General features: G+C 75.3%; 20 protein-coding genes and 1 pseudogene. 13 read left to right on the top strand and 8 right to left on the bottom strand.

Going from position 1 to position 20,203, the window contains the following annotated elements; translation table 11 throughout:
* Both ACFVHB_RS17205 and ACFVHB_RS17200 read left to right on the top strand, forming a co-directional pair.
* A pseudogene (locus ACFVHB_RS17205) lies at positions 1-371 on the top strand (hypothetical protein); the annotation flags it as partial.
* A 76-nt stretch (positions 372-447) separates the two neighbouring features.
* Positions 448-618 carry a hypothetical protein gene (locus ACFVHB_RS17200; RefSeq protein ID WP_380322010.1) on the top strand — a complete coding sequence of 57 codons (171 nt, stop codon included), beginning with the start codon at positions 448-450 and terminating at the stop codon, positions 616-618.
* A gap of 101 nt (positions 619-719) precedes the next feature.
* On the opposite strand, the gene ACFVHB_RS17195 is transcribed toward ACFVHB_RS17200, so the two are convergent.
* From ACFVHB_RS17195 to ACFVHB_RS17180, 4 genes are all read right to left on the bottom strand, one after another.
* Positions 720-3,731 carry an ATP-binding protein gene (locus ACFVHB_RS17195; RefSeq protein ID WP_380322007.1) on the bottom strand — a complete coding sequence of 1,004 codons (3,012 nt, stop codon included), beginning with the start codon at positions 3,729-3,731 and terminating at the stop codon, positions 720-722.
* 252 nt (positions 3,732-3,983) lie between these two features.
* Complete coding sequence (locus ACFVHB_RS17190) at positions 3,984-4,190, bottom strand: hypothetical protein (protein WP_380322004.1); 207 nt, start codon at positions 4,188-4,190, stop codon at positions 3,984-3,986.
* Positions 4,191-4,395: 205 nt separating this feature from the next.
* Positions 4,396-5,226: an SDR family oxidoreductase gene (locus ACFVHB_RS17185; protein WP_380322001.1), complete on the bottom strand. Its 831-nt coding sequence runs from the start codon at positions 5,224-5,226 to the stop codon at positions 4,396-4,398.
* 401 nt (positions 5,227-5,627) lie between these two features.
* Positions 5,628-6,530, bottom strand: a complete 903-nt coding sequence (locus ACFVHB_RS17180) for an AraC family transcriptional regulator (protein WP_380321998.1) — start codon at positions 6,528-6,530, stop codon at positions 5,628-5,630.
* A gap of 49 nt (positions 6,531-6,579) precedes the next feature.
* Between ACFVHB_RS17180 and ACFVHB_RS17175 the strand changes: the two genes are divergently transcribed.
* A complete protein-coding gene (locus ACFVHB_RS17175) occupies positions 6,580-7,014 on the top strand; it encodes a DUF2000 family protein (protein WP_380321995.1) in 435 nt (144 codons plus the stop codon).
* A 152-nt stretch (positions 7,015-7,166) separates the two neighbouring features.
* Here ACFVHB_RS17175 and ACFVHB_RS17170 read toward each other — a convergent pair whose 3' ends face one another.
* Entirely contained in the window at positions 7,167-8,162 is a 996-nt protein-coding gene (locus ACFVHB_RS17170) for an aldo/keto reductase (RefSeq protein ID WP_380321992.1), read from the bottom strand.
* Between the two features lie 308 nt (positions 8,163-8,470).
* Between ACFVHB_RS17170 and ACFVHB_RS17165 the strand changes: the two genes are divergently transcribed.
* The 5 genes from ACFVHB_RS17165 (at position 8,471) to ACFVHB_RS17145 (ending at position 12,129) form a co-directional block, all read left to right on the top strand.
* Complete coding sequence (locus ACFVHB_RS17165) at positions 8,471-9,157, top strand: RDD family protein (RefSeq protein WP_380321989.1); 687 nt, start codon at positions 8,471-8,473, stop codon at positions 9,155-9,157.
* 184 nt (positions 9,158-9,341) lie between these two features.
* Complete coding sequence (locus ACFVHB_RS17160) at positions 9,342-10,592, top strand: M64 family metallopeptidase (RefSeq protein WP_380321986.1); 1,251 nt, start codon at positions 9,342-9,344, stop codon at positions 10,590-10,592.
* 4 nt (positions 10,593-10,596) lie between these two features.
* The gene (locus tag ACFVHB_RS17155) at positions 10,597-11,001 is read left to right on the top strand and encodes a DUF1349 domain-containing protein (protein ID WP_380321983.1); all 405 of its coding nucleotides are present in this window, start codon (positions 10,597-10,599) and stop codon (positions 10,999-11,001) included.
* Positions 10,962-11,435 carry a hypothetical protein gene (locus ACFVHB_RS17150; protein WP_380321980.1) on the top strand — a complete coding sequence of 158 codons (474 nt, stop codon included), beginning with the start codon at positions 10,962-10,964 and terminating at the stop codon, positions 11,433-11,435. The genes ACFVHB_RS17155 and ACFVHB_RS17150 overlap by 40 nt, the downstream gene beginning before the upstream one ends.
* A gap of 25 nt (positions 11,436-11,460) precedes the next feature.
* Positions 11,461-12,129, top strand: coding sequence for a GntR family transcriptional regulator (locus ACFVHB_RS17145; RefSeq protein WP_380321977.1), 669 nt, complete (start codon positions 11,461-11,463; stop codon positions 12,127-12,129).
* Positions 12,130-12,169: 40 nt separating this feature from the next.
* On the opposite strand, the gene ACFVHB_RS17140 is transcribed toward ACFVHB_RS17145, so the two are convergent.
* Positions 12,170-13,198: a homoserine dehydrogenase gene (locus tag ACFVHB_RS17140; RefSeq protein WP_380321974.1), complete on the bottom strand. Its 1,029-nt coding sequence runs from the start codon at positions 13,196-13,198 to the stop codon at positions 12,170-12,172.
* 143 nt (positions 13,199-13,341) lie between these two features.
* Positions 13,342-14,283: a DMT family transporter gene (locus tag ACFVHB_RS17135; protein WP_380321971.1), complete on the bottom strand. Its 942-nt coding sequence runs from the start codon at positions 14,281-14,283 to the stop codon at positions 13,342-13,344.
* An 84-nt stretch (positions 14,284-14,367) separates the two neighbouring features.
* Here ACFVHB_RS17135 and ACFVHB_RS17130 point away from each other — a divergent pair, with 84 nt between their 5' ends.
* The 4 genes from ACFVHB_RS17130 (at position 14,368) to ACFVHB_RS17115 (ending at position 17,641) form a co-directional block, all read left to right on the top strand.
* Positions 14,368-15,276, top strand: coding sequence for a LysR family transcriptional regulator (locus ACFVHB_RS17130; protein WP_380321968.1), 909 nt, complete (start codon positions 14,368-14,370; stop codon positions 15,274-15,276).
* A 208-nt stretch (positions 15,277-15,484) separates the two neighbouring features.
* Positions 15,485-16,129: a flavin reductase family protein gene (locus ACFVHB_RS17125; protein WP_380321965.1), complete on the top strand. Its 645-nt coding sequence runs from the start codon at positions 15,485-15,487 to the stop codon at positions 16,127-16,129.
* Positions 16,130-16,491: 362 nt separating this feature from the next.
* On the top strand, positions 16,492-16,890 hold the full coding sequence (locus ACFVHB_RS17120; protein WP_380321962.1) for a hypothetical protein: 399 nt from the start codon (positions 16,492-16,494) through the stop codon (positions 16,888-16,890).
* Positions 16,891-17,011: 121 nt separating this feature from the next.
* Positions 17,012-17,641: a class I SAM-dependent methyltransferase gene (locus tag ACFVHB_RS17115; protein WP_380321959.1), complete on the top strand. Its 630-nt coding sequence runs from the start codon at positions 17,012-17,014 to the stop codon at positions 17,639-17,641.
* A 34-nt stretch (positions 17,642-17,675) separates the two neighbouring features.
* On the opposite strand, the gene ACFVHB_RS17110 is transcribed toward ACFVHB_RS17115, so the two are convergent.
* Positions 17,676-18,383 (bottom strand): hypothetical protein, encoded by a 708-nt coding sequence (locus ACFVHB_RS17110; RefSeq protein WP_380321956.1) that lies wholly within the window; start codon positions 18,381-18,383, stop codon positions 17,676-17,678.
* 265 nt (positions 18,384-18,648) lie between these two features.
* Here ACFVHB_RS17110 and ACFVHB_RS17105 point away from each other — a divergent pair, with 265 nt between their 5' ends.
* The gene (locus ACFVHB_RS17105) at positions 18,649-20,175 is read left to right on the top strand and encodes a glycosyl hydrolase family 18 protein (RefSeq protein ID WP_380321953.1); all 1,527 of its coding nucleotides are present in this window, start codon (positions 18,649-18,651) and stop codon (positions 20,173-20,175) included.
* Positions 20,176-20,203 lie beyond the last annotated feature (28 nt).

Here is a 20,203-nt window from a genome sequence, read left to right as displayed (position 1 = left end):
ACGGCCCGGCGTCGGCCACCTTCCTCGTCCACCGCGACGGCCGGGACCCCGGCGCGCCGCCCGCGCCGCCCGTCCTGTCCGTGGTGCCCGCGCTGGCCGCGGACGCGGCCGCCGGAGCGCCGTCCTGGACGGTGTTCGACGAGGTCCGGCCGCTGCCGGCGACGCGCAGGGGCGCCCTCCGCGCCTGGGACGGCCCGGCGTCGGCCACCTTCCTCGTCCACCGCGACGGCCGGGACCCCGGCGCGCCGCCCGCGCCGCCCGTCCTGTCCGTGGTGCCCGCGCTGGTCCGGGCGCTGGTGGGGGCGGGCGGACTCCGGGCCGGGGGCGGTACCCAGGATTCGGCGTGGGGGTTGGGTAGCGGTACGCATTGATTCGCCGACGGCCGGGCCGCTTTGCTGGAGGCCTCCGCACGAAGCCCCCGTCCCCCCGATGCCACCGGAGGCCTCCATGACCCGCCGCGAACGTTTCCGGCTCTACGCCCAGGAGCACTTCACCGCCCTCGACGACCCCGGGCTGGTGCACCCGGCCCGCCGCGGTGCGGCCGTCCGGCAGACCCGCCTCGCCAGGCTGGCCCGGCTTGCCCGGCTCGCCGAGCGCGCCGGCCACCACCGGCGCTGACTGCTGGCTGCTGACCATTGACCGCTGACCGCTGACCGCTGACCGCGCGAGTGACGCGCGCCGCTCGCCCCGCGGGTGACCGCCGTCAGGCTGCGGGCCCGTCAGGCGCGCGGGCCGTCCGGGACGCGGGTGGCGGTGCCGGTGTCCCCGTCCTCGACGGCCGCCAGGGCCTCGCGCAGCTCCGCGCGGCCGACGCCGAGCTTGCGGAGCGCGCTCGCCACGTGGTGCTCGACCGTCCGCGGCGAGAGGAAGAGCGCCCGGGCGATGTCCTGATTGGCCGAGCCCTGGGCGGCCAGGGCCGCGACCTGCCGCTCGCGCGGGGAGAGCCGCTCGCCGTAGCCGCGCCGGCCCGGTGACGCGGCCCGGCCGAGGCCGAGGTCGCGGCGCAGGCGTTGGCAGCGGGCCGCGTCCGAGGCGGCCCCGAGGGCCAGGTAGGCCTGTTCGGCGGCGGCCATCCACTCCCCCGCCGCGGCGCGGTCGCGCCCGGTCGGCGGGACTCCGTCCGGTGTGGCGCCGTCCGGTGCGGCGCCGTCGGGTGCGGCGCCGGCCAGCGCGACTGCGGCCCGTTCCTCGGCCCGGGCCGCCTCGTAGGGGCGGCCGATCTCCCGCCACCGGTCGCGGGAGCGGGTGAACGCCTCGGCCGCGTCCGCCGGGTCGTCCTCGCCCGCGAGCAGGCCGCGGGCGAAGTCGAGCGCGGCCACGGCGGCCGGGGCGTCCCGGCCCTCCAGGCCCCGCGCCGCATCCTCGGTCAACCGGACGGCGGCCGGGCGGTCGCCCTCGGCGAGGAACGCCTCGACCGCGACCGGCAGCAGTTCGGCCGCGCGCGCCCACGCCCGCGCGTGCCGGAGCGCGGTGACGGCCGGGGCGAGCGTGACCGCGGCCTGCGCGGAGTCGCCCTCGGCGAGCTGCAGCCCGGCCAGGCCGGCGGCGGCCCGCACGGCCGCCGTCACCTGGGACTCGCGGTCCCCGTACGGCGCCGCCGCGGCGAAGTGGCGGCGCGCATCCGCGAGCCGGCCCCGGGCGGCCGCCAGCCGGCCCAGCAGCAGGGCCCGCTCGGCGCCGGCCATCGCGAGGTCGGGGAACTCGGCGCCCAGCGCGGCGAACCGTTCCTCCAGCCCGGCCCAGCGCCCGTCCAGCCCTTCGAGCCGCAGCAGCGCGATCCGGCTGTAGCACTCCAGGTAGGGGATGGCGGCCCGCCGGGCCAGTCGTCGGCTCTCCTCCAACAGGCGCGCGGCGCGGCGGTCGTGGCCCAGTTCGACCGAGATCTCGCCGACGTTGTAGAGCGCGCGGGTGGTCTGCCGGACGATCTCGGCCCGGTCCGCGCTGCGCGGCAGCTCCTCCAGCAGCGGCCACACCGCCGGGTCGCCCTCGCGCGCCAGGAAGGTCAGCCGGGTGGCGCGCACCGCGGCGGCCACCTCCTCGTCCGGTCCGGCGGCCAGCGTGCGCTCCGCCCGGTCCAGCCATTCCCAGGCGCGCTCGGCCGCGCCGTCGCGCTCGTTCATGGCGAGCGCCACCATCGCCCGGGCCGCCCGCGCCGGCCGCTGCTCCAGCTCCTCCAGCGACTCCTCGATCCGGGCGAAACCGGCCCGGTCGCCGCCCTGAATGGCCATCAGGATGCCGAGGGTCAGCCGGATCTCGCCGCGATCGGCGACCGGCAGCCGCCGGTCGGCGATCATCCCGGTGAGGATGCCGACGCTCGCCGCCGAGTCCACGCCGTTGGCGGCGATCCGGGCCAGGGCGAGGGCGGCGCGGCCCCGGCGCCGGGGGTCGAGGTCCGGCTCGTCGAGCAGCTTCCGCAGCAGCGCACCGGCGCTGCCGGCGTCCCCCAGCGCGACCGCCTGGTCGGCGGCGGCCTCGGCCACCTCCTGCCACACCGCCCGGTCGCCGAGCGCCAGGGTGTGGTGGGCGATCTGCACGAGCGGGCGCGGCTCGCGCGTGCCCAGCGCGCCGACCGCCCGGCGGTGCAGGGCGGTGCGCTGCGGGCCGGGCAGCCGTCGGTAGGCCACCTGCTGCGCCAGCACGTGCCGGAAGCCGTAGTGGGCCGGCGGGTTCTCGCTGAGCACGGCCGCGCGCAGGGCCTCGGTCAGCCCGTCCGCGGTGGCCCGCGGGTCGAGGCCGGCGACCGCGCCGAGCAGCTCCTCCCCCGCCGGCACGCCGAGCACGGCCGCGGCCGCCACGACCGCCGAGGCGTCGGGCGTCAGGGCCGCGAGCCGTTCGGTGACCGCGTCGCGCAGGCCGCGCGGGACCTCCGAGTGCTCCAGGTCGGCGGCGAGGTCCGCGGCGTCGGTGAGCCCGCCGGGGCCGCGCTGTTCGCACAGCGTGATCAGGTCCTCCTCGGCGACCAGCGGCAGGCCTTCGCAGCGGTCGAACAGCACCCGGGTGAGGGCGGCCGTCGCCCGCGACCCCAGGGCGGCGCGGGCCAGTTCGCGGACCTCGTCCTCGGCCAGCGGGCGCAGCCGGAGCAGTGCCCCGCCCACGCCGCCCGGGCGCCGGTAGGCGGCCCCGAGGACGGGGGTGTCCGGCGGCAGGTCCTCCGCGCGGTAGGTGAGGACCAGCGCCAGCCCCGGCGGCATGTCCCGGGCGAGCAGCAGGAGCAACTCACGGGTGGCGTCGTCGACCCAGTGCAGGTCCTCGATGACCAGGACCACCTCGCCGAGCACGCCCAGCAGGGCGCGCACCGCCTGAACCAGGAGGTGACGGCCGGGCAGCCCGTCGCCCGCGCCCGGCGGGTGGGGCGGGAGCCGGTCGGCCAGGTCGGGCAGCAGCGGGCGCAGTGCGCCGGCGCTCGCCGGGATGCGGCCGGCGGGCGGCAGGAGCGGGCCGACGGCCCGCAGCGCGTCCACCACGGGGCCGAAGGGCAGCGGCTCGCGCAGCGGGTGGCAGAACCCGGTCAGCACCCGGCGGCCGGCGGCGGCGACGGCCGCCATGGCCTCGGTGACCAGGCGGGACTTGCCGATGCCGGCCTCGCCCTCGACCAGGACCACGGCGGGCGGATGGAGCACCGCCTCGGTGAGGCGGGCGAGCTCCGGCCGCCGCCCCACGAAGCCGAATCCCGCGCCGGGCGCACCCGTACCGGGTCCGGCGGGCGCGGCGGGCTCGGCCGGCCGGCTCACGGGCGCCCCACCGGTCCGCACGGACGGCGCTCGCCGGGGACGCGGAAGGGTGCGGAGGCCATGGGCCCATCATGCCGTGGCCGCTGCCGGGCGAACCCGCCGGGGTGGTGGATTCCTGCGGGCTTCCTGCGGGATCGCTGTGGGCTTCCTGCGCCCTCCCTCCCTCCCTCCCTCCGGGCGGGAGCCGGAGCGCGGGCATGCGGACGCCCCGGCCGCGTGGTGCGGCCGGGGCGTCCGGGTGCCGGGGACCGGTCAGCCGTTCGACTTGCTGAAGGCCTCCAGCCAGCTGAGCTTCGGCCCGAAGAGGCCGACCGAGGCCGAACCCGTCGCGAGCCCGGACTCCGACGACGGCTGCGGGGCCGAGCCGTACGCCATCGCCGACGTCGGCACGGCCACCATGGCGGCAGCCGCCAGCACCGCGGTGGCGGCGACCTTGCAGAGCGTTCCACGAACGGACATCTCATGACCTCCAGGTCATCGCTGCTCGTCAATCTGCCCGGCTGGGCAGTCCGGGCCCGGACCGGGCCTCGGAGACACCCCGCGAGGGGGCACGCGAGCCACGTTTGCACACGAACGCTCAGCGGCCCGCCCGTGCCGCCACCCGGGCGGCCCGAACGGGTGACAGGAATCCCCCGCCCGGCCGAGCGAACCGCCCGCCCCCGGCTCAGGTCAGCGGGCCGTCCAGCAGCACGCGGGCGGCGGCGAGTTCGGCGGCGGCCGCCTCCTGGGTGGCCTCCAGGTGCGCATGACTGCCGGGACCGACCGGGATGCGGACCGGAAGCGGTCCGGGGGTGGCGACGATGCGCAGCACCAGCCGGGCGAAGTCCTCCGCCCGCCCGACCGTCGGCCCCTCGGTCATGGTGGCGAGCAGGCCGCGCATCGGGTCGGTGAAGGACGCGTAGTGCGGCGAGCGCCCGGCGGCGTCGGTGAGCGAAGCGCCGTAGCGGGTCGCGTAGCCGCCCGGCTCCAGGGCGGCCACGCGGATGCCGAACGCCTCCGCCTCCGCGGCCAGCGCCTGCGTCATGCCTTCCAGGGCGTGCTTGCCCGTGACGTACGCGGCCAGGCCGGGGAAGGCCGTCCGGCCGGCCAGCGAGGAGACGTTGAGGATGTCCCCGGCGCCCTGCGCGCGCATCACCGGCAGGACCAGCCGGGCCAGCCGCCACGGGCCGACCACCAGGGTCTCCAGCTGGTCGCGCAGTTCATCGTCCGTCACCTCCTCCACCGCGCCGAACACGCCGTTGCCCGCGTTGTTGACCAGGACGTCCAGCCCGCCGAGCCGGTCCACGGCGTGCGCCACCGCGGCCTCGCACTGCCCGCCGTCCCGGACGTCCAGCACCGCCGGGAGGATCCGGTCCGGGCTGGCTCGCACCAGCTCCTCCAGGTCCGCGGGCCTGCGCGCGGTGGCCACCACCCTGTCCCCCGCCTCGGCGGCGGCCGCCACCAACGCGCGCCCCAGGCCGGACGAGCAACCGGTCACCAGCCAACGCCGTGTCATGCGTGTCCCTTCGGTCGGACGATCGTGCCCGGCCACCGTGCCAGCACCGGCCCCGCCCGGCCAGGCTCCCCGGCACCCTGGTCCCGGCGCACAGGCGCACCCGGGGTGGTGCGCCGCTTGGCCGCGCGCCTACCGGATTCGGCCGGCCTCGGCGCCGTCCGGACGTCGAGCGCCTGGACGCCCGCGGCGACGGCCGCCCCGACCAGCAGGCCGCGCCGGCTCAGCGCCGGGGCGCGGCGCTGCTGCGGGACGGGTGACGCGTGCGTCGTGGACGGCACCATTTCGAGATCCCTGGACCTGTTCCGCGCGTCGGAACACCTGATCCACATCTCGTCACGATGCGGTGGAACCGCCGTGAACGTCGGGCGACTTCTTGCCGCCGGTGCCCGGCGCCGAGGCGGTCAGCACGCCCGGGAGTCCGGAGAGTCCGAGCAGTCCGGAGAGTCCGAGCAGTCCGAAGAGTACGAAGAGTTCGAGGGCTTCGAGGCGGCCGGACGGCCCGGGGGCCGTGCCCCGGCGCGGGTGTACCGGCCCGGGGTGACGCCCAGGACGCGCTTGAAGTGCCGGGTGAGGTGCGGCTGGTCGTAGAAGCCCGCGGCGGCGGCGACCTCGCCCGGTGGCTGTCCGCCGAGCAGCAGCCGGCGGGCCAGGTCGACCCGGCGGGACATCACGTACTGGTGGGGCGCGATGCCGAAGGCGGCGCTGAACGCGCGCACCAGGTGGGCGGGGTGGGCGTGCAGCAGACGGGCGGCCTGGTCCAGGGTGGTGCGTTCCAGCAGGTGCCCGTCGAGGAGGTCGCGCAGGTCCCGGGCGAGGCCGTGGCCGGGGACGGGACCGCCGGCGGCGAGCCGGGGGCGCAGGTGCTCGCGCAGCCGGTCGCCGATGAGGGCCAGCCGGCTCTCCGCCTCGAGTTCGTCCCCGGGGTGAGCGAGGGCCGTGTGCAGCTGCCCGATGCGCCGGCGCAGGACGGGGTCGGTCAGGTCCGGGCCGTCGACGGCCGGCCCGATGAAGCTCGCGTCCAGCTGCGTCATGTCGAGGTAGAGCACCCGCTTGCGGAAGCCGCCCGCGGTGGCCGGGGCGCCGTTGTGCGGGACCAGCGGCGGGAGCAGGCTGACGGTGTCGTCCGGCGTGCCCCGTTCGTGGCGGTCCAGTTCGTAGCGGACCGCGCCGTCGTCGACGATCAGCAGGGTCCAGGCGTCGTGGACGTGCATCGGGTACGTGTGCTCGGTGAAGTGGGCGTGGAGGACCTCCACGACGCCCGGGACCGACGGGCGCCACGCCTGGATCTGCTGCGGGGCCGCCATGCAAAGAACGTACAAGACGGCGCGGCCGGGCACCGGGCAGTCTCGGATCATGAGAACGGAAGAGAACGCACCCGTCCGCTTCGACACGAAGATCGCCGTGCTGCTGCGCGAGGACCTCGAACCCTGGCAGCGGCTGAACGTGACCGCCTTCCTGGTCAGCGGGCTCGGCACGGCCGCGCCCGAGGTGATCGGCGAGCCGTACCTGGACGCGGACGACACCGCGTACCTGCCGATGTTCCGCCAGCCCGTGCTGGTCTTCGAGGGGACGAAGGAGACGCTGACCGCCGCGCACGGCCGTGCGGTGTCCCGGTCGCTGCCGACGGCCGTGTTCACCTCGGACCTGTTCGCCACCGGCAACGACCGGGACAACCGGGCGGCCGTCCGGGCGGTGGGCACCGGGCAGCTCGATCTGGTGGGCATGGCCGTCCACGGGCCGCGGAACGCGGTGGACAAGGTCCTCAAGGGAGCCCGGATGCATCCCTGACGGGTCCGGTGCCGGCCGCACCCCCGGCCCCCGGCCTCGCCGACCTCACCGGCTTCATCCGCGAGGGGCTCAGCGGAACCTCACGCGTCAGGCCCGAGGCCGCCGCGTCGTCCACTCCTGCAGCGGACGGCCCTGGGGGGCCTGCCGGCGAGTCAGGCCCAGGGCAGCGCCGCGCGGGTGCGCCAGTAGGCCTCGGCGGGCTCGGCGAGGGGGGCGAGCTCGGCGAGCTGCGCCTCGTCGAGGTGGAGGTCGGCGGCGGCGAGGTTGGAGGCCAGCTGCTCCGCCGTGGCCGCCCCGGAGAGCACCACGTCCGCCCACGGCTGGGCGGCCACCGCGGCGAGGGCGAGCGCGTCGCAGGAGGCGCCCGCACGGGCGGCGACCGTCCGCAGGGCGGCGGTGTCCGGTCCGGTGGCGTTGCGGTCGGCCAGCCGGCCGTTGGCCATGCCCTCCTTGACCACCACCAGCCACCCGGCCGCGTGCGCCGCCGCCAGCGCGGGCCCGGCGGACGGCTCCAGGACGTTCCAGGTCGACTGCACGGCGGCGAACAGCGGCCGCCCCGCCACGGTCAGCTCCAGCGCCGCCCGGACGGTGTCGGCCTGGGCCGGGCCGCTGGTGGACAGGCCGACCCGGACGCCCTCGGCGGTGAGGCCGGCCAGCCGCTCGTGCAGGGCGGGGTCGGTCAGCGCCGGGCTGTCCGGGGTGACGGAGTGCACCAGGTAGACGTCCAGACGGGAGCCCAGCAGGGCCCGGGTCTCCTTGAGCTGACGGTCGAAGACCTCCGCCGTGTGCTCCTTGACCTCGTGCACCGGCACGCCGGAGGTCCGCCAGTCGGCGGTGTAGGTGTAGCCCCACTTGCTGCCGACCGTCACCTCGGCGGCCGCGGCCGGGCGGGCGTCGAGCCACTGGGCGACGAACTCCTCGGCCCGGCCGTACGACCGGGCGGTGTCGAAGTAGCGCACGCCGGCCGCGTAGGCGGCGTCGAGCAGCTCGTGCGTACGGCGCCGCAACGCCTCGACGGTGCGCTCGGCCGGCAGGTCGGCGTCGCGGCCGAGGGTGATGTAGCCGGGCCGGCCGACGGCGGCCGTGCCCAGGCCGAACCGGGTGAGCGACGGCCGGGAGGTGGATCCGGGGGCAGGTGCGGCCGGCATGGCTTGGTCCCTTCGACGGTTGCGGACGGACGGGTGCTCCGTGCGCACCCGTCCGTCGGCACCCTATCCAGCGGTCGTGCCCGCGCCACCCGCCGCGACCTGGGACGACCGGGCGGCGCGGGGGCCGGGGGGCGGGCACGGCGGATGCGGCCTGGCGCGGCGTCAACGGGCTTTACCGGGGCTTTGCGCTTGCTCTACAGTTCTGTAGAGACCTGCCGCCGGTCCGGCACGGGCCGCCCGGCCCGCCCCCGGTGGCACCCTGTCAGCCCGACCCCGGCACCCACTCCACGACACGGGAAGCAGCACGCATGAGCACCAACGATCCGTCGGGTTACGGCTACCCGACCGGCGGTCAGAACCCGTACGGGCCCCAGAACCCGCACGGGCAGCAGAATCCGTACGGGCCGCAGGACCCGTACGGCCAGCAGGCGCCCTACGGACAGCAGTCCCCGTACGGCCAGGCCCCCTACGGGCAGCAGCCGCAGGGCGGTTACGGCGCGCCGCCGTTCGGCCAGCCGCCGCAGGGCGGATGGCCGCACTGGCTGCCCCCGGCCGGCGCCTACGGCGGTGCGCCGATACCGGGCACGCGTCAGCTCGCCCCGCTCGGCGAGCGGTTCCTGGCGCGACTGATCGACGTGCTCGTGCTGCTGGTGCCGAACCTCGTACTCTTCCTCACCCTCGGCAACTCGTTCCTGTACGCGGCCCTGGCGGCCGTGGTCACCTTCGGCTACGAGGCCGCGATGCTGATGACCCAGGGCGGCCAGACGGTCGGCAAGAAGGTCATGAAGCTGCGCGTCGTCGACCTCGGGCACGGCGGGCCGTCGACCGAGGGCGGCCACCTGACCCGCGCCGCGGTCTACGCCCTCCCCGGCGCCGTGTACTGCGTCGGTTCGCTGTTCTCCCTCCTGAACGTGCTCTGGCCGCTGTGGGACAAGCCGCTCCAGCAGGCGCTGCACGACAAGGTCGCCAAGACGCTGGTCGTCAAGGAGGGCTGACCTCCCGCCGGGACACCGCCGAGCCGCCCCTCCCCCGCCGGAGGGGCGGCCTTTGCGTGCCGGGGGTCTTCCCTTCGCGGGCCGAAACCTCGTCCAATGGGTGGCGCCAGTAAAATTCCACTCGCAAGGAGCCCGTGTGCGCAGGAACAGGTTGGCCGCCGCCATCCTCACAGGTGTCATGTCCATGTCCATATTCGGAGCCGTACCGGCCGGGGCGGCACCCGCCGACGGGCCGGCGGTACGGGGGCAGCGGGTCGAGGTGTTCGCCGAGGACGGCGGCATCACCCGGGCCGAGGTCTCCCCCGTCTCGCCGTACCTCACCGGCCGGCCCCCGGCCCTCGCGGGCGACGGCGCCGTCACACCGATCGTCACCAACGGCGGCACGGACACCAAGCTGGACGTGGTGGTGATCGGCGACGGCTACACCGCCGGGGAGCAGGAGAAGTTCCGCGCCGACGCCGCCGCCAAGTGGCGTGAGCTCAGCGCCGTCGAGCCCTACGCCACCTACCGCGGACTGTTCAACGTCTGGGCGGTGGACGCCGTCTCGGCCGAGTCGGGCGTCACCGGGGACCCCGACCGGGCCACCGTCCGCGACACGGCGCTCGGCTCCTACTTCTGGTGCGACGACGTCGAGCGGCTGCTCTGCGTGGACGTCAAGGCCGTGGAGCGGTACGCCGCGAAGGCCCCGCAGGCCGACCTGGTCCTGGTGGTCGCCAACACCGCCAAGTACGGCGGCGCCGGCTACAACGACGTGCAGTCCCCGCTCGGGTACGAGGGCATCGCGACCGTGGCCGGGGGCAACAGCCGCTCCGGGCAGATCGCCGTGCACGAGACCGGCCACTCGCTCGGCAAGCTCGCCGACGAGTACTTCTACGACGGCCAGGGCACCTACCAGGGCGCCGAACCCACCGAGTCCAACATCAGCACGCTGACCGCCGACCGGATGCGCGACGAGCGCGCGAAGTGGTACCGCTGGCTCGGCCGGACCTCGCCGGACGGCGGAACCGTCGGCACCTACGTCGGCGGCGGCTACTACCCCGCCGGGCTGCAGCGGCCCACCGAGAACTCGATCATGCGGTCGCTCGGGCGCGAGTTCAACCTCCCCGGCCGGGAGGCCATGATCGCCGGGTTCTACCGGCACGCCGCGACCGTCACCAGCACCACGCCCGCCGGCACCACACTCGACTCCGCCGGCCGGCTGACCGTCGAACTGCCCGTCCCCGGGACGACCCTGCGCTGGTACGAGGACGGGCGCGAACTGGTGCAGCTGCGCGACCGCACCACGATCCCGCTCTCCGCGTTCGGTCTCGCCGCCGCCCCGCGCGGCATCGGCCACCGGCTCACCGCCGTGGCGACCGACCCCACCCCGGCGGTGATCGACCCCGCGCTGCGGCCCTCGCTCACCACCTCGCTGTCCTGGTGGGTGACCGGCTGACGCCGTGACCACCCGTGACCGCCCGGGGCCGCCGCCCCGGCCCCGGGCGGTGCGCCTCCGGGCAGTGCGCCCGCACCTGCCGCGTGCGCCACAACCCGTCACCCGCGGAGTCTCCGACTTCTCGCTCGCCCCGGTGCCCGGCCGGCGGAACCGCCCGGTCACCGTGCGCACGGGCCGGAGCGGGGCCGCCGTCACCGTGCGCGCCCGCCGCGCGGACGGGCCCTGGCGCCCGGTCCGGCTGGCGCCGCTGCCGGCGGACGCGGCGGCGACGGCCGGGCCGGCCCACGGGAAACGAGTGGACACCGCAGCGGCAGGGCATGTGACGATGACGCGCCCACACCCGAAGAGCCATGACCACCCGGAGTGCACGTGGAGTTCGTCGACCTGGCCGCGCGGATCGGTTCGGTGACCGGTGTCATCAGCCCCACCCGCTACCTCCGGCAGCTGCCGGAGCTCGCCGGAAGCCTCCCGCCCGGGGCGCGCGCCTTCGCCACCGACCCCGATCACTACGCCTTCGGCTCGATGCGCTGCACCAAGGACCTGACGCTGCACCAGCTCGGACCGATCGAGGACGAACCCGTCGACCTCGAAGCGCACTTCCGGCACAACTGCTGGAAGCACGACGAGGACCTGGTCATCCGGTACCAGGGCGTCGTGGACGTCCGGATCGAGACCCCTCGGGGTGCCGACCGGGCCGACCTCGACACCGTGATCCTGGACGAGATCCTCCCGCACGAGCACGGCTGCTCCCACGAGATCGCCTTCCGGCCCGGCACACTGATCGTCACCTGCCGGGACCTCATCGCCACCTGGGTCGATGCGGACTGCCCGGACAAACCCTGAGCCACAGAGGGAGATGGAGACGGACATGGGTGACCACGGCACCGTGTCCCCGGCGCACCGCCGGGGGCTGGCCGACGAGGTGGCGGACCGCGTCCGGGAGGCCGTCCTCGGCGGCGCCTACCCGCCCGGCTCGCAGCTTCGCGAGGTGGAGCTGGCCGCCGCGCTGCGGGTGAGCCGAGGCCCGGTCCGAGAGGCGCTGCGGGTGCTGGAGCGCGAGGGCCTCGTGCACTGCGAGTGGCACCGCGGCACCACGGTGACGACGTTCTCCCCCGAGGACGTCGCCGAACTCGACAGCCTGCGCGGCACGCTGGAAGGCCTGGCCGTGCGGCGCGTCGTCGAGCTCGCCTCCGACGAGGAGATCGCCGCCATCCGCCGGGCCGCCGACCTGACCGAGCACGCCACCGACGAGCACGCGACGGTCCGCCTCGACATCGCCTTCCACGACGCCGTCTTCGCGGCCGCCCACCATCGCCGGCTGGAGGAGGCGTGGGAGGCGATCCGGGGCCAGGTCCACCTGTCCCTGCTGACCCGGACCGGCCGCAGCGGCGAGGCGTACCTCGCCCGCGTCCCGGCGGAGCACTGCCAGCTGGTCGCGGCGCTGGAGGCCCGGGACACCGGCCGGGCCCTCGACCTCGTCGCCGCGCACCGCCGGCACCCGGTGGAGGTGCTCACCGGCTCGACCGACCCGGCCTGACCCTCCCGAGGGGGCCCTGGGGCCTTCTGCCTCCCGGCCTTCAGCCGAAGCCGAAGCGGCCGGCCGTCGTCACGTCGAGGGTGTCCTTGAGCATCGCGAGCGCCGCGCCGACCGGGCTCGACCGGCCGCCGCTCACCGTGATGTCGCCCGCCTCCGGGCAGCCGTAGACGACGGCCTTCTCCGGACCGGCCAGGGCGTGGAGCGGATCGCCCGGCGCGGTCTCCTCCAGCCCGACGCGGACCACCAGCGGCTCGTCGAGGCTCGCCCTCGCCACCGCCCGCAGCCGGTGCCCGCGCGCGGCCGCGGCCAGGGCCGCCTGGGCGGTGCGCCCGTCCACCGGCTCCGTCCGCACCCGCACGGCCGACGGTTCCCACCCCCACAGCAGGGCCGCCAGGAGCCGCACCTTGGTGGCGGCGTCCTCGCCCGACAGGTCGGCCGAGGGGTCGGCCTCGGCGATGCCCCGCCGCTGCGCCTCGCCGACCGCCTCCGCCAGGGACTCCCCCGCCGCCAGGCGGTCGAGGACGAAGGTGGCGGTCCCGTTGGGGCAGGCTCGGACGGAGCGGCAGCCGAGACCGCGGACGCCCGCCCGCGCCAGGTCGGCCGTCGGCAGCGCGGCCCCGGTGGCCCCGGAGATCCTGATCAGGCTGCGGCCGGCCTGCGCGGCCTCGCCGAGTTCGCGCCAGTGGGTGAGCAGGTGGCCCTTGGCCGCGGTGACGACGTGGACCCCGCGGCGCAGGGCCAGGGCGGCCTCCTCGGCGGCCTGCCGCCGCACCGCCGGCGAGGAGGGCAGCGCCTGTACCAGGACGCGCGCGCCGCTCCGGTCGAGGGTCTGCTCCAGCGGCACCGGCGGCCCCCAGGCCGGGCGCGGCGGCACCGGGTCGCCCGGGTTCACCAGGCAGTGCGCGGAGGCGGTCCGGACGGCGGCGAGCCGCAGCCGGACCGAGTACCGCCGGGCGAGCTCCTCGCCCCGCGTCCGCAGCAGGTCGGCGTAGGCGCGGCCGACCGGGCCGTGGCCCGACAGCACCACCGCGACGTCCTCCGGTGGACTCGGCACGGCGGCAGGCGTCATGGCGGGGCGTCTCCTTCGGTGGTGGCCGCGGGGGCGGGCGGCGGGGAGCCGGACTGGTGACGGCGTGTCAACGGATGATCGTACCGGCACCGTCCGGGGGCGCCCCGGCGGCGGCCCGGTCGGGAGCCCCGCCGGGAGCCCGGTCAGGCGGCGGGACGGGCCGGCTCCGGGGTGGGCGCGTCGTCGCGGGCGGGCGTGCGGGGCACCGGGGCAGGGGCGCGTTCGCCGCCGCGGACGACGGCCATGCCGGCGGTGACCACGCAGATCACGCCGAGGAGGCCGAGCGGTCCCGGGATCTGCCCGAGGACGGCGGCCCCGATGGCGAGGGCGATGGCCGGTTCGAGGCTCAGCAGGGTGCCGAAGGCGGCCGTGGTGAGCCGCCGCAGCGCGAGGAGTTCGAGGATGAACGGGACCAGCGGCGCGAGCAGGGCCAGCAGCAGCCCGGTGAACGCCAGGGAGGGGGTGACGGCGCCGATCGCGGCCGGGCCCACGAAGACGGTGGTGACGAGCGCGGCCGTCGGCAGCGACACGGCGAGCCCCTTGACCCCCTCGACCTGGTCGCCGGCGCGCTGGGTGAGGACGATGTAGCCGGCCCAGCACGCGCCGGCCCCCAGCGCCAGGGCGAGGCCGACCGGGTCCGTTCCGCCCCGCCAGGGTTCGGTGAGCAGGACGACCCCACCCGCGGCGAGCGCACTCCAGCGCAGCAGCCCGGCACGGCGGCCCGCGTACAGGGAGACCGCGAGGGGGCCGAGGAACTCCAGGGCGCTGGCCGTGCCCAGCGGGATGCGGGCGATGGCGAGCATGAACAGGCTCATCATCCCGGCGGTCACCACGCCCAGCAGCAGGCAGGCCCGCAGCCCGGCGCGGGTGAAGTCGGAGCGCCGGGGCCGGGCCACCGCGAGGAGGATCAGCCCGGCCCAGACCAGCCGCAGCCATGCGGCGGTGACCGGGCCGATCCGGTCGAACTGGCCGGCGGCCAGCGCGAGGCCGGCCTGGACGGAGGTCATGGCGGCGAGCGTCATGGCGGCACCGGTGCCGGCCCGGGAGCCGGCGCGGCGGGACGTGGGCTGGTGGAGGGCGGTCATGTGGATCAGTAGACCGCCGTTCGACCGTTGCCGTCCACGTGCTGTTCCTGGACAGTCCGTTCATGAATCGTGAACGATGGGCTCATGGACACCCGCCGCCTCGCCCTGCTCTGCGAACTGTCGCGCCTCGGTTCGATGCGCGCCGTCGCCGAATGCCTGCACGTGACGACCTCGACCGTGTCGCAGCAGATCACCGCGCTGGCGAAGGAGGTCGGGCAGGTCCTCGTGGAGCCGGACGGCCGCGGCGTCCGGCTGACCCCGGCCGGCCGCCGACTCGTCGAGCACGGGGCTCGGATCCTGGACGCGGTGGAGGCCGCGCGCATCGACCTGAGCGCGGGCGCCGAGCCGAACGGCACCGTGCGGGTCGCGGGGTACATGACCGCGGTGCGCGACTTCCTGCTGCCGCTGGTCGTGCGGCTCGCCGAGCAGTACCCGAGGGTGCGGCTGCTGGTGCGCGAGCACGAGCCGCCGGAGGCACTGGCGCTGCTGGCGGACGACGCGGTGGACCTCGCGCTCACCTACGACTACAACCTGGCGCCTGCCCCGGCCGACCGGTCGGTGGAGGCGCTGCCCCTGTGGACGGCCGACTGGGGCCTGATCGCGCCGGTGGGGCTGGACCTGCCCGCGGGCCCGTCCGTGGAGGTCTTCGCGGCCTGCGCGGGGCTGGACTGGATCGCCAACTCCCGGCACACCGCGGACGAGGCGGTGGTGCGGACGCTGTCCTCGATGGCCGGGTCCGACCCGCACATCACCCACCGCGCCGACAGCCTCGACCTGGTGCAGCGCATGGTCGCCGCCGGGCTCGGGGTGTCGCTGCTGCCGGCGGACCGGGAGCTCGTCCCCGGGATCCGCTTCGTGCCGCTGGAGGACCCGCCGGTGGTCCTGCGCGCCTACGCGGTGGCCCGGCACGGCCGGCTGCAGTGGCCGGCGCTCTCCCTGGTGCGCGAACTCCTGCGAGAGCGCGCCGACCCGGCCGGCGCCACGCAGTCCTGAGCCCGGACCACACCGGGACGGGCCGCAACGGGAGTCCTGAGCCCGGCCGGAGCGGGGACGGGCCGCACCGGGGAGTCCCGCACCCGCACGGGGTCGCGCGGGTGGCACGGGTGGGACGCGCCCGAACGCGAGGTCCGATACCCGCCAGCGGCGACGGGACGGCCGAAGAAGACTCCTGGGCGTACCCCGAACGAAAGGCGGACGCCCGATGCACGTCGCCCCCGGACTCAAGGTCCTGTACTTCGGCACCCCGGTGGTGCTCATCAGTTCCCGCAACGAGGACGGCAGCGCCAACCTCACGCCGATGTCCTCGGCTTGGTGGCTGGGCCAGTTCTGCGTGATCGGCCTCGGCGCCACCGCCCAGACCACCGCGAACCTGCTGCGCGAACGCGAGTGCGTGCTCAACCTGCCGTCCTCGGCGATGGTGGACGCGGTCGACCGGCTCGCGCTCACCACCGCGAACCCGGTGATCTCGGAGAACCGGCAGCAGCAGGGGTACCGCTTCGAGCGCGAGAAGTTCAAGCTCGCCGGGCTCACCGAGCAGGAGTCCGAGTCGGTGTCCCCGCCGAGGGCGGCCGAGTGCCCGGTGCACCTGGAGTGCCGGGTGGTGGACTCGTACCCGATCGGCACCGACCCCGAGGGCTTCGCCACCGCCTTCCAGCTGGAGGTGCTACGGGCGCACGTGGCGGAGGAGTTGGTCATCCCCGGCACGCACCACGTCGACCCGGTCGGCTGGGACCCGTTGATCATGAAGTTCTGCGAGTTCTTCGGCGGCGGGCGGAACATCCACCCCTCCCGTCTCGCCGCGGGCTGGCAACTGCCGCACGCCCGCCAAAGCCCGTCCGACGAATGACCATCCGCATCGTGGCGTGCACCTCACCTCGACCCGCCACACGATCACCGTCAGACCGGCTCCACGGCCGCGTCCGACAAATGATCATCCTGTGCGCGCGCCGGCAGGGCACGGCACAATCGGGCCGTGGGAACGACTATTCGAGGATCCGTGGAGTGCCGCACCTGGGGCTCCGGCCTCAGCATCGGGGAGACGGCGTGGTACTCGGCCGTCGAGCTGTCCATGCTCGGCATGACCAGGGACTACAGCGCCTTCGCCTGCCTCTTCGGCGTCCGGGACCTCAGTGGCCACTGGCGACCGGTCGCTGCCGACCGCGGCTTGCCCGCTGATGTTTCGGAGGGCGCTCGCGCCAGGCACGCGTCGTGGGACGAGACGGCGTTCGGTGCCACCTGGCTGGGTGGAACGAGATCCTCGCCATCGACTGGGACGAGCCGGCGATCGCCCGTGCAACCCACATCGCCCGGTATCGACGCCTGCCGGATGGCGCACTGGAGCTGGTGCGCCACGAGGACTGGAGCCGAGGGTTCGCAAGGGCGAGCGGCATCGACACGCTGAGCGTCGACTCCGACCGCATCGGTGAACTCTGGGCGGAGGGAACCGAATGGGACACCGGCACCACGGTCTTTCGCGCTGAACGCGCCAGGCGCCGCGACGCCGTCCCCGCCGACGGCCCATGGCAGCCGGTGTGGACCGTCATGCGCGCCCTCGCCGGAGTCCACGGTGACCAGCACGTCCGGCTGGTCGTCTGGTTCGAGGAGTAGTCCTTCCGCGTCGCTCAACCGCTGATCACGCGGGCTGCTCCATCCGCTCCCACGCCACCTCCGTCGACTCGCCTCGACCTGCCACACGATCGGTTATCGGACACGCCTTGGAGTCCTTCCCGTGACGGATCATCAGGACGAGACAAGGGCGGCCTACGACGGGGTCGTCGAGCTCTACGCATCGCTGTTCGCGAACCGGCTGGAGGAGCAGCCGTTCTCCCGGGCCATGATCGGCACCTTCGCCGAGCTGGTGCGCGCGACGGGCAACCCGCGGGCAGCGGACGTGGGGTGCGGGCCCGGACACCTGACGGCCATGCTGCACCAACTGGGTCTGGACGCCTTCGGACTCGACCTCTCCCCGGGCATGGTCGACCACGCCCGGCGGGCCCATCCAGCGCTGCGCTTCCAGGAGGCGCGGATGGAGTCCCTGCCGGTCGAGGACGGCGCGCTCGGCGGCGTACTGGCCCACTACTCGACGATCCACACCCCGCCGGGGGAACTGCCGGAGCTGCTCGCCGAGCTGGTACGCGTCCTGGCACCGGGCGGCCTGCTCCTGGTCTCCTTCTTCGGCACCGACGGACCGGAGCCGGTCCGGTTCGACCACAAGGTGACGCCCGCCTACAGCTGGCCGGTGGACCGCCTCGCCGAACTGCTGGCCGACGCCGGGCTCGTTCCCTTCGCCCGGCTGCTCCACGACCCGGCCACCGAACGGGGCTTCCTCGACGCCCACCTGCTGGCCCGCCGTTCGTAGGTCCCGCCCGCAGTGCCGGGTGCGACCGGGAACGTCAGTCGTCCCAGGTGGCCACCGTGGCGCAGGCGGTCATGAACAGCCAGCCGAGGACGGGGACGGCCAGGGTGACGGCGAGCGGGAACGGCGACGTCACGAAGAAGAGGCAGCCGAGGAGCGCCATGAGGGCGGTGAAGAAGCCCATGGCCAGGAAGAAGGAGGCCGGTCGCCCGCCCAACCGGGACCAGGTCAGGCCGTGGGCGGTGAGTGCCGTTCCCAGGCCGGCCAGGAGGGCCACCTCGACGGAGGCCAGCCAGGGCGTGCCCGGGTTCTGCACGCGGTGCCCGTCGTAGGAGACCTCGGCCACCCTCCCCCGGAAGACCGTCAGGTCCACGTCCGCGCCGACCTTCGCGACGCTGTAGAGCTCCGCGTTGATCGGGTAGCTGTGCTTGGGGGCCGTCTCGCGTGCCACGGTCAGCGTGTAGTCGGTGGAGTCGCCGTTGTTGACCGCGTCCCTGGCCGTCACCTTGCCGGTCTCGCGCAGCACGCAGTCCGTGCCGGGCGTGTGCGCCGCCGTGCCGCACACCGGGGCGGTGCGGTAGGCGCCCGCCACCTCGTTCGCGTCGACGAACCACCCGAAGCAGAGAACGGTGGTGGCCAGTCCCGCCAGGAGGAACAGGCCCTGCGTCAGTACCCGGCCGGCCGGCCCTGCGGCCGCCCGACGGCGCCTGCCGGGCGCCTCCGCGTTCCCGAGCCGAGCGTTCATCGCAACCCCCTCGATCGCCGCCGGGGCACCTCCCCGATGCCCACCAGCGATGATCCCAAGGAGGTGGCCGGCAGAGGAGTGCCCGGGCGTTCCTGTAGCGAAGTTGTGGAGATCCGGCCCGAACGGGGTGTGCGCGGATCAGAGCCTCGGCGCTATCGCCAATCTGACGCCACGTCAACCACTTCACCGGAACTGCTCCGCACCCACACCGCCGTCACTACGCTTCCCGACGTTTCCGACATCCGCACCACAGGGAGCGCGCGCCATGAGCGAGCTGGTGTACCCGTCCGACCCCGGCCTCAACGGGCAGGCCGTCGGCGCGGCCGAGCAGACCTACGAGGCGAACGGCTTCGACCCGGCCACCGAGGACACGAGGCTGTCCTACACGCCCTGCCGGGTCGCCAAGCCCTCCTTCAACACCTACCGGCGCAGCGGCAGCCAGACCGTGTCCGGCTTCCTCGACACCAAGTGGGCCTACGACGGCCGCCTGACGGAGGCGCCCGGATCCCCCACCGGCGGCCCGGGCGCGGACCTCGCCCGCCTCGACGCCGCGAGCGGCGCCTTCGACGAGATCGTCCTCGGCCTGACCGGCATCGTCGGTGACCAGGGCGTCCTCGCCGCCGCGATCGCCCAGGCGGCCGCGGACTTCGGCTTCCCCTCCGCCGGCCACGGCACGGTCACCTTCACCGACGCGTGGAGCTCGGTGGCCGCCTACCACGGCTACGGTTTCGACGGCTGGGTCTCCAACGACTATCCGGCGCTCTTCGACCAGCAGCGTGCCCAGGGTCTCCTCGGCGCCGCGAGCCGTCTGAAGGCCTCCGATCCGGCCCTCACCGTCGGCCTGCACATCGGCGGCTGGGACCTGAGCCAGGCCTTCCCCTCGATCGCGAGCGATCCGGCCGCCCGGCAGCGGTTCGCGCAGTCCGTCGTACGCATCTTCCGCGCCTTCCCGATGTTCTCCGCCCTTCACCTCGACTGGCGGTGGCCCGGCTCGCCCGGCGCCCCGGACACCGACTACGGCCCGGAGGACCCGGCCAACTACGCCGAACTGATCCGCGAGACCAGGCAAGCCCTGTCCGCCGCCGGCCACCCCACGACGATCGCCGTCGCCGTGCCCGCCATCGTCGGGCAGCTGAAGGACGCGAACGTCCCGCTGCTGGTGGACGCCGGCGCCGACCGGCTCGACCTGATGTCGTTCGACCTGTTCGGCAGCCCCTGGTCCCCCGGACTCGGGCACCACGCTCCCCTCCGCCGCGACCCGAACGGCAGCCAGCCCTGCATCGACGACGCCGTCACGTACCTCGTGTCCGAGCTGGGCGTGGACTCCCGCCGCATCCACCTCGGCTACGCCACCACCACCCGCAACGCGCAGCGGGCCCGGCTCGACAACGTCTCGCCGCTGCGCGGCACGTACGTCCCCGGCACGAACGGGACGATCGGCTCCTTCGAGCCCGGCGTGAGCCACTTCGCCGACGTGCTGCGCAACTACCTCGACCTGGAGAACGGCCGAGGCCGCAACGGCTTCGAGCTGTACACGGACGCCTCCGCCGACGCCGACTTCCTCCACAACCCCGCCAGCGGCGTGCACCTCTCCCTCGACACCCCGCGCTCCGTCCGCGCGAAGGCCGAGTACGCCCGCGAGCGCGACCTCGGCGGCCTGTTCGCCGAGCACGCCGCCGCCGACCCGGGCGTGCTGACCAACGCGGCCCGCGAGGGCCTGGGGCACACCCTCACCGCGACGACCGTCGACATGAAGCCGCTCTACGTCACCGGCCGCACCCGCATCCGGTGAGACGCCCCTACCCGGCGGAGTGGGAAGT

It is taken from the genome of Kitasatospora sp. NPDC127111 (genome assembly GCF_042677465.1).
Lineage (GTDB): Bacteria > Actinomycetota > Actinomycetes > Streptomycetales > Streptomycetaceae > Kitasatospora.
This window is presented reverse-complemented; position numbering and strand designations above follow the sequence as displayed.

What these genes read in the sequence shown, in the direction of transcription:
- ACFVHB_RS17165 (WP_380321989.1), top strand. Translation starts at nt 8,471, where the DNA reads ATGAGCACCAACGATCCGTCGGGTTACGGCTACCCGACCGGCGGTCAG.
- ACFVHB_RS17125 (WP_380321965.1), top strand. Translation starts at nt 15,485, where the DNA reads ATGCACGTCGCCCCCGGACTCAAGGTCCTGTACTTCGGCACCCCGGTG.
- ACFVHB_RS17180 (WP_380321998.1), bottom strand. Translation starts at nt 6,530, where the DNA reads ATGGCGGCCCCGCAGCAGATCCAGGCGTGGCGCCCGTCGGTCCCGGGC.
- ACFVHB_RS17175 (WP_380321995.1), top strand. Translation starts at nt 6,580, where the DNA reads ATGAGAACGGAAGAGAACGCACCCGTCCGCTTCGACACGAAGATCGCC.
- ACFVHB_RS17140 (WP_380321974.1), bottom strand. Translation starts at nt 13,198, where the DNA reads ATGACGCCTGCCGCCGTGCCGAGTCCACCGGAGGACGTCGCGGTGGTG.
- ACFVHB_RS17145 (WP_380321977.1), top strand. Translation starts at nt 11,461, where the DNA reads ATGGGTGACCACGGCACCGTGTCCCCGGCGCACCGCCGGGGGCTGGCC.
- ACFVHB_RS17110 (WP_380321956.1), bottom strand. Translation starts at nt 18,383, where the DNA reads ATGAACGCTCGGCTCGGGAACGCGGAGGCGCCCGGCAGGCGCCGTCGG.
- ACFVHB_RS17160 (WP_380321986.1), top strand. Translation starts at nt 9,342, where the DNA reads ATGTCCATATTCGGAGCCGTACCGGCCGGGGCGGCACCCGCCGACGGG.
- ACFVHB_RS17170 (WP_380321992.1), bottom strand. Translation starts at nt 8,162, where the DNA reads ATGCCGGCCGCACCTGCCCCCGGATCCACCTCCCGGCCGTCGCTCACC.
- ACFVHB_RS17130 (WP_380321968.1), top strand. Translation starts at nt 14,368, where the DNA reads ATGGACACCCGCCGCCTCGCCCTGCTCTGCGAACTGTCGCGCCTCGGT.
- ACFVHB_RS17190 (WP_380322004.1), bottom strand. Translation starts at nt 4,190, where the DNA reads ATGTCCGTTCGTGGAACGCTCTGCAAGGTCGCCGCCACCGCGGTGCTG.
- ACFVHB_RS17200 (WP_380322010.1), top strand. Translation starts at nt 448, where the DNA reads ATGACCCGCCGCGAACGTTTCCGGCTCTACGCCCAGGAGCACTTCACC.
- ACFVHB_RS17135 (WP_380321971.1), bottom strand. Translation starts at nt 14,283, where the DNA reads ATGACCGCCCTCCACCAGCCCACGTCCCGCCGCGCCGGCTCCCGGGCC.
- ACFVHB_RS17105 (WP_380321953.1), top strand. Translation starts at nt 18,649, where the DNA reads ATGAGCGAGCTGGTGTACCCGTCCGACCCCGGCCTCAACGGGCAGGCC.
- ACFVHB_RS17185 (WP_380322001.1), bottom strand. Translation starts at nt 5,226, where the DNA reads ATGACACGGCGTTGGCTGGTGACCGGTTGCTCGTCCGGCCTGGGGCGC.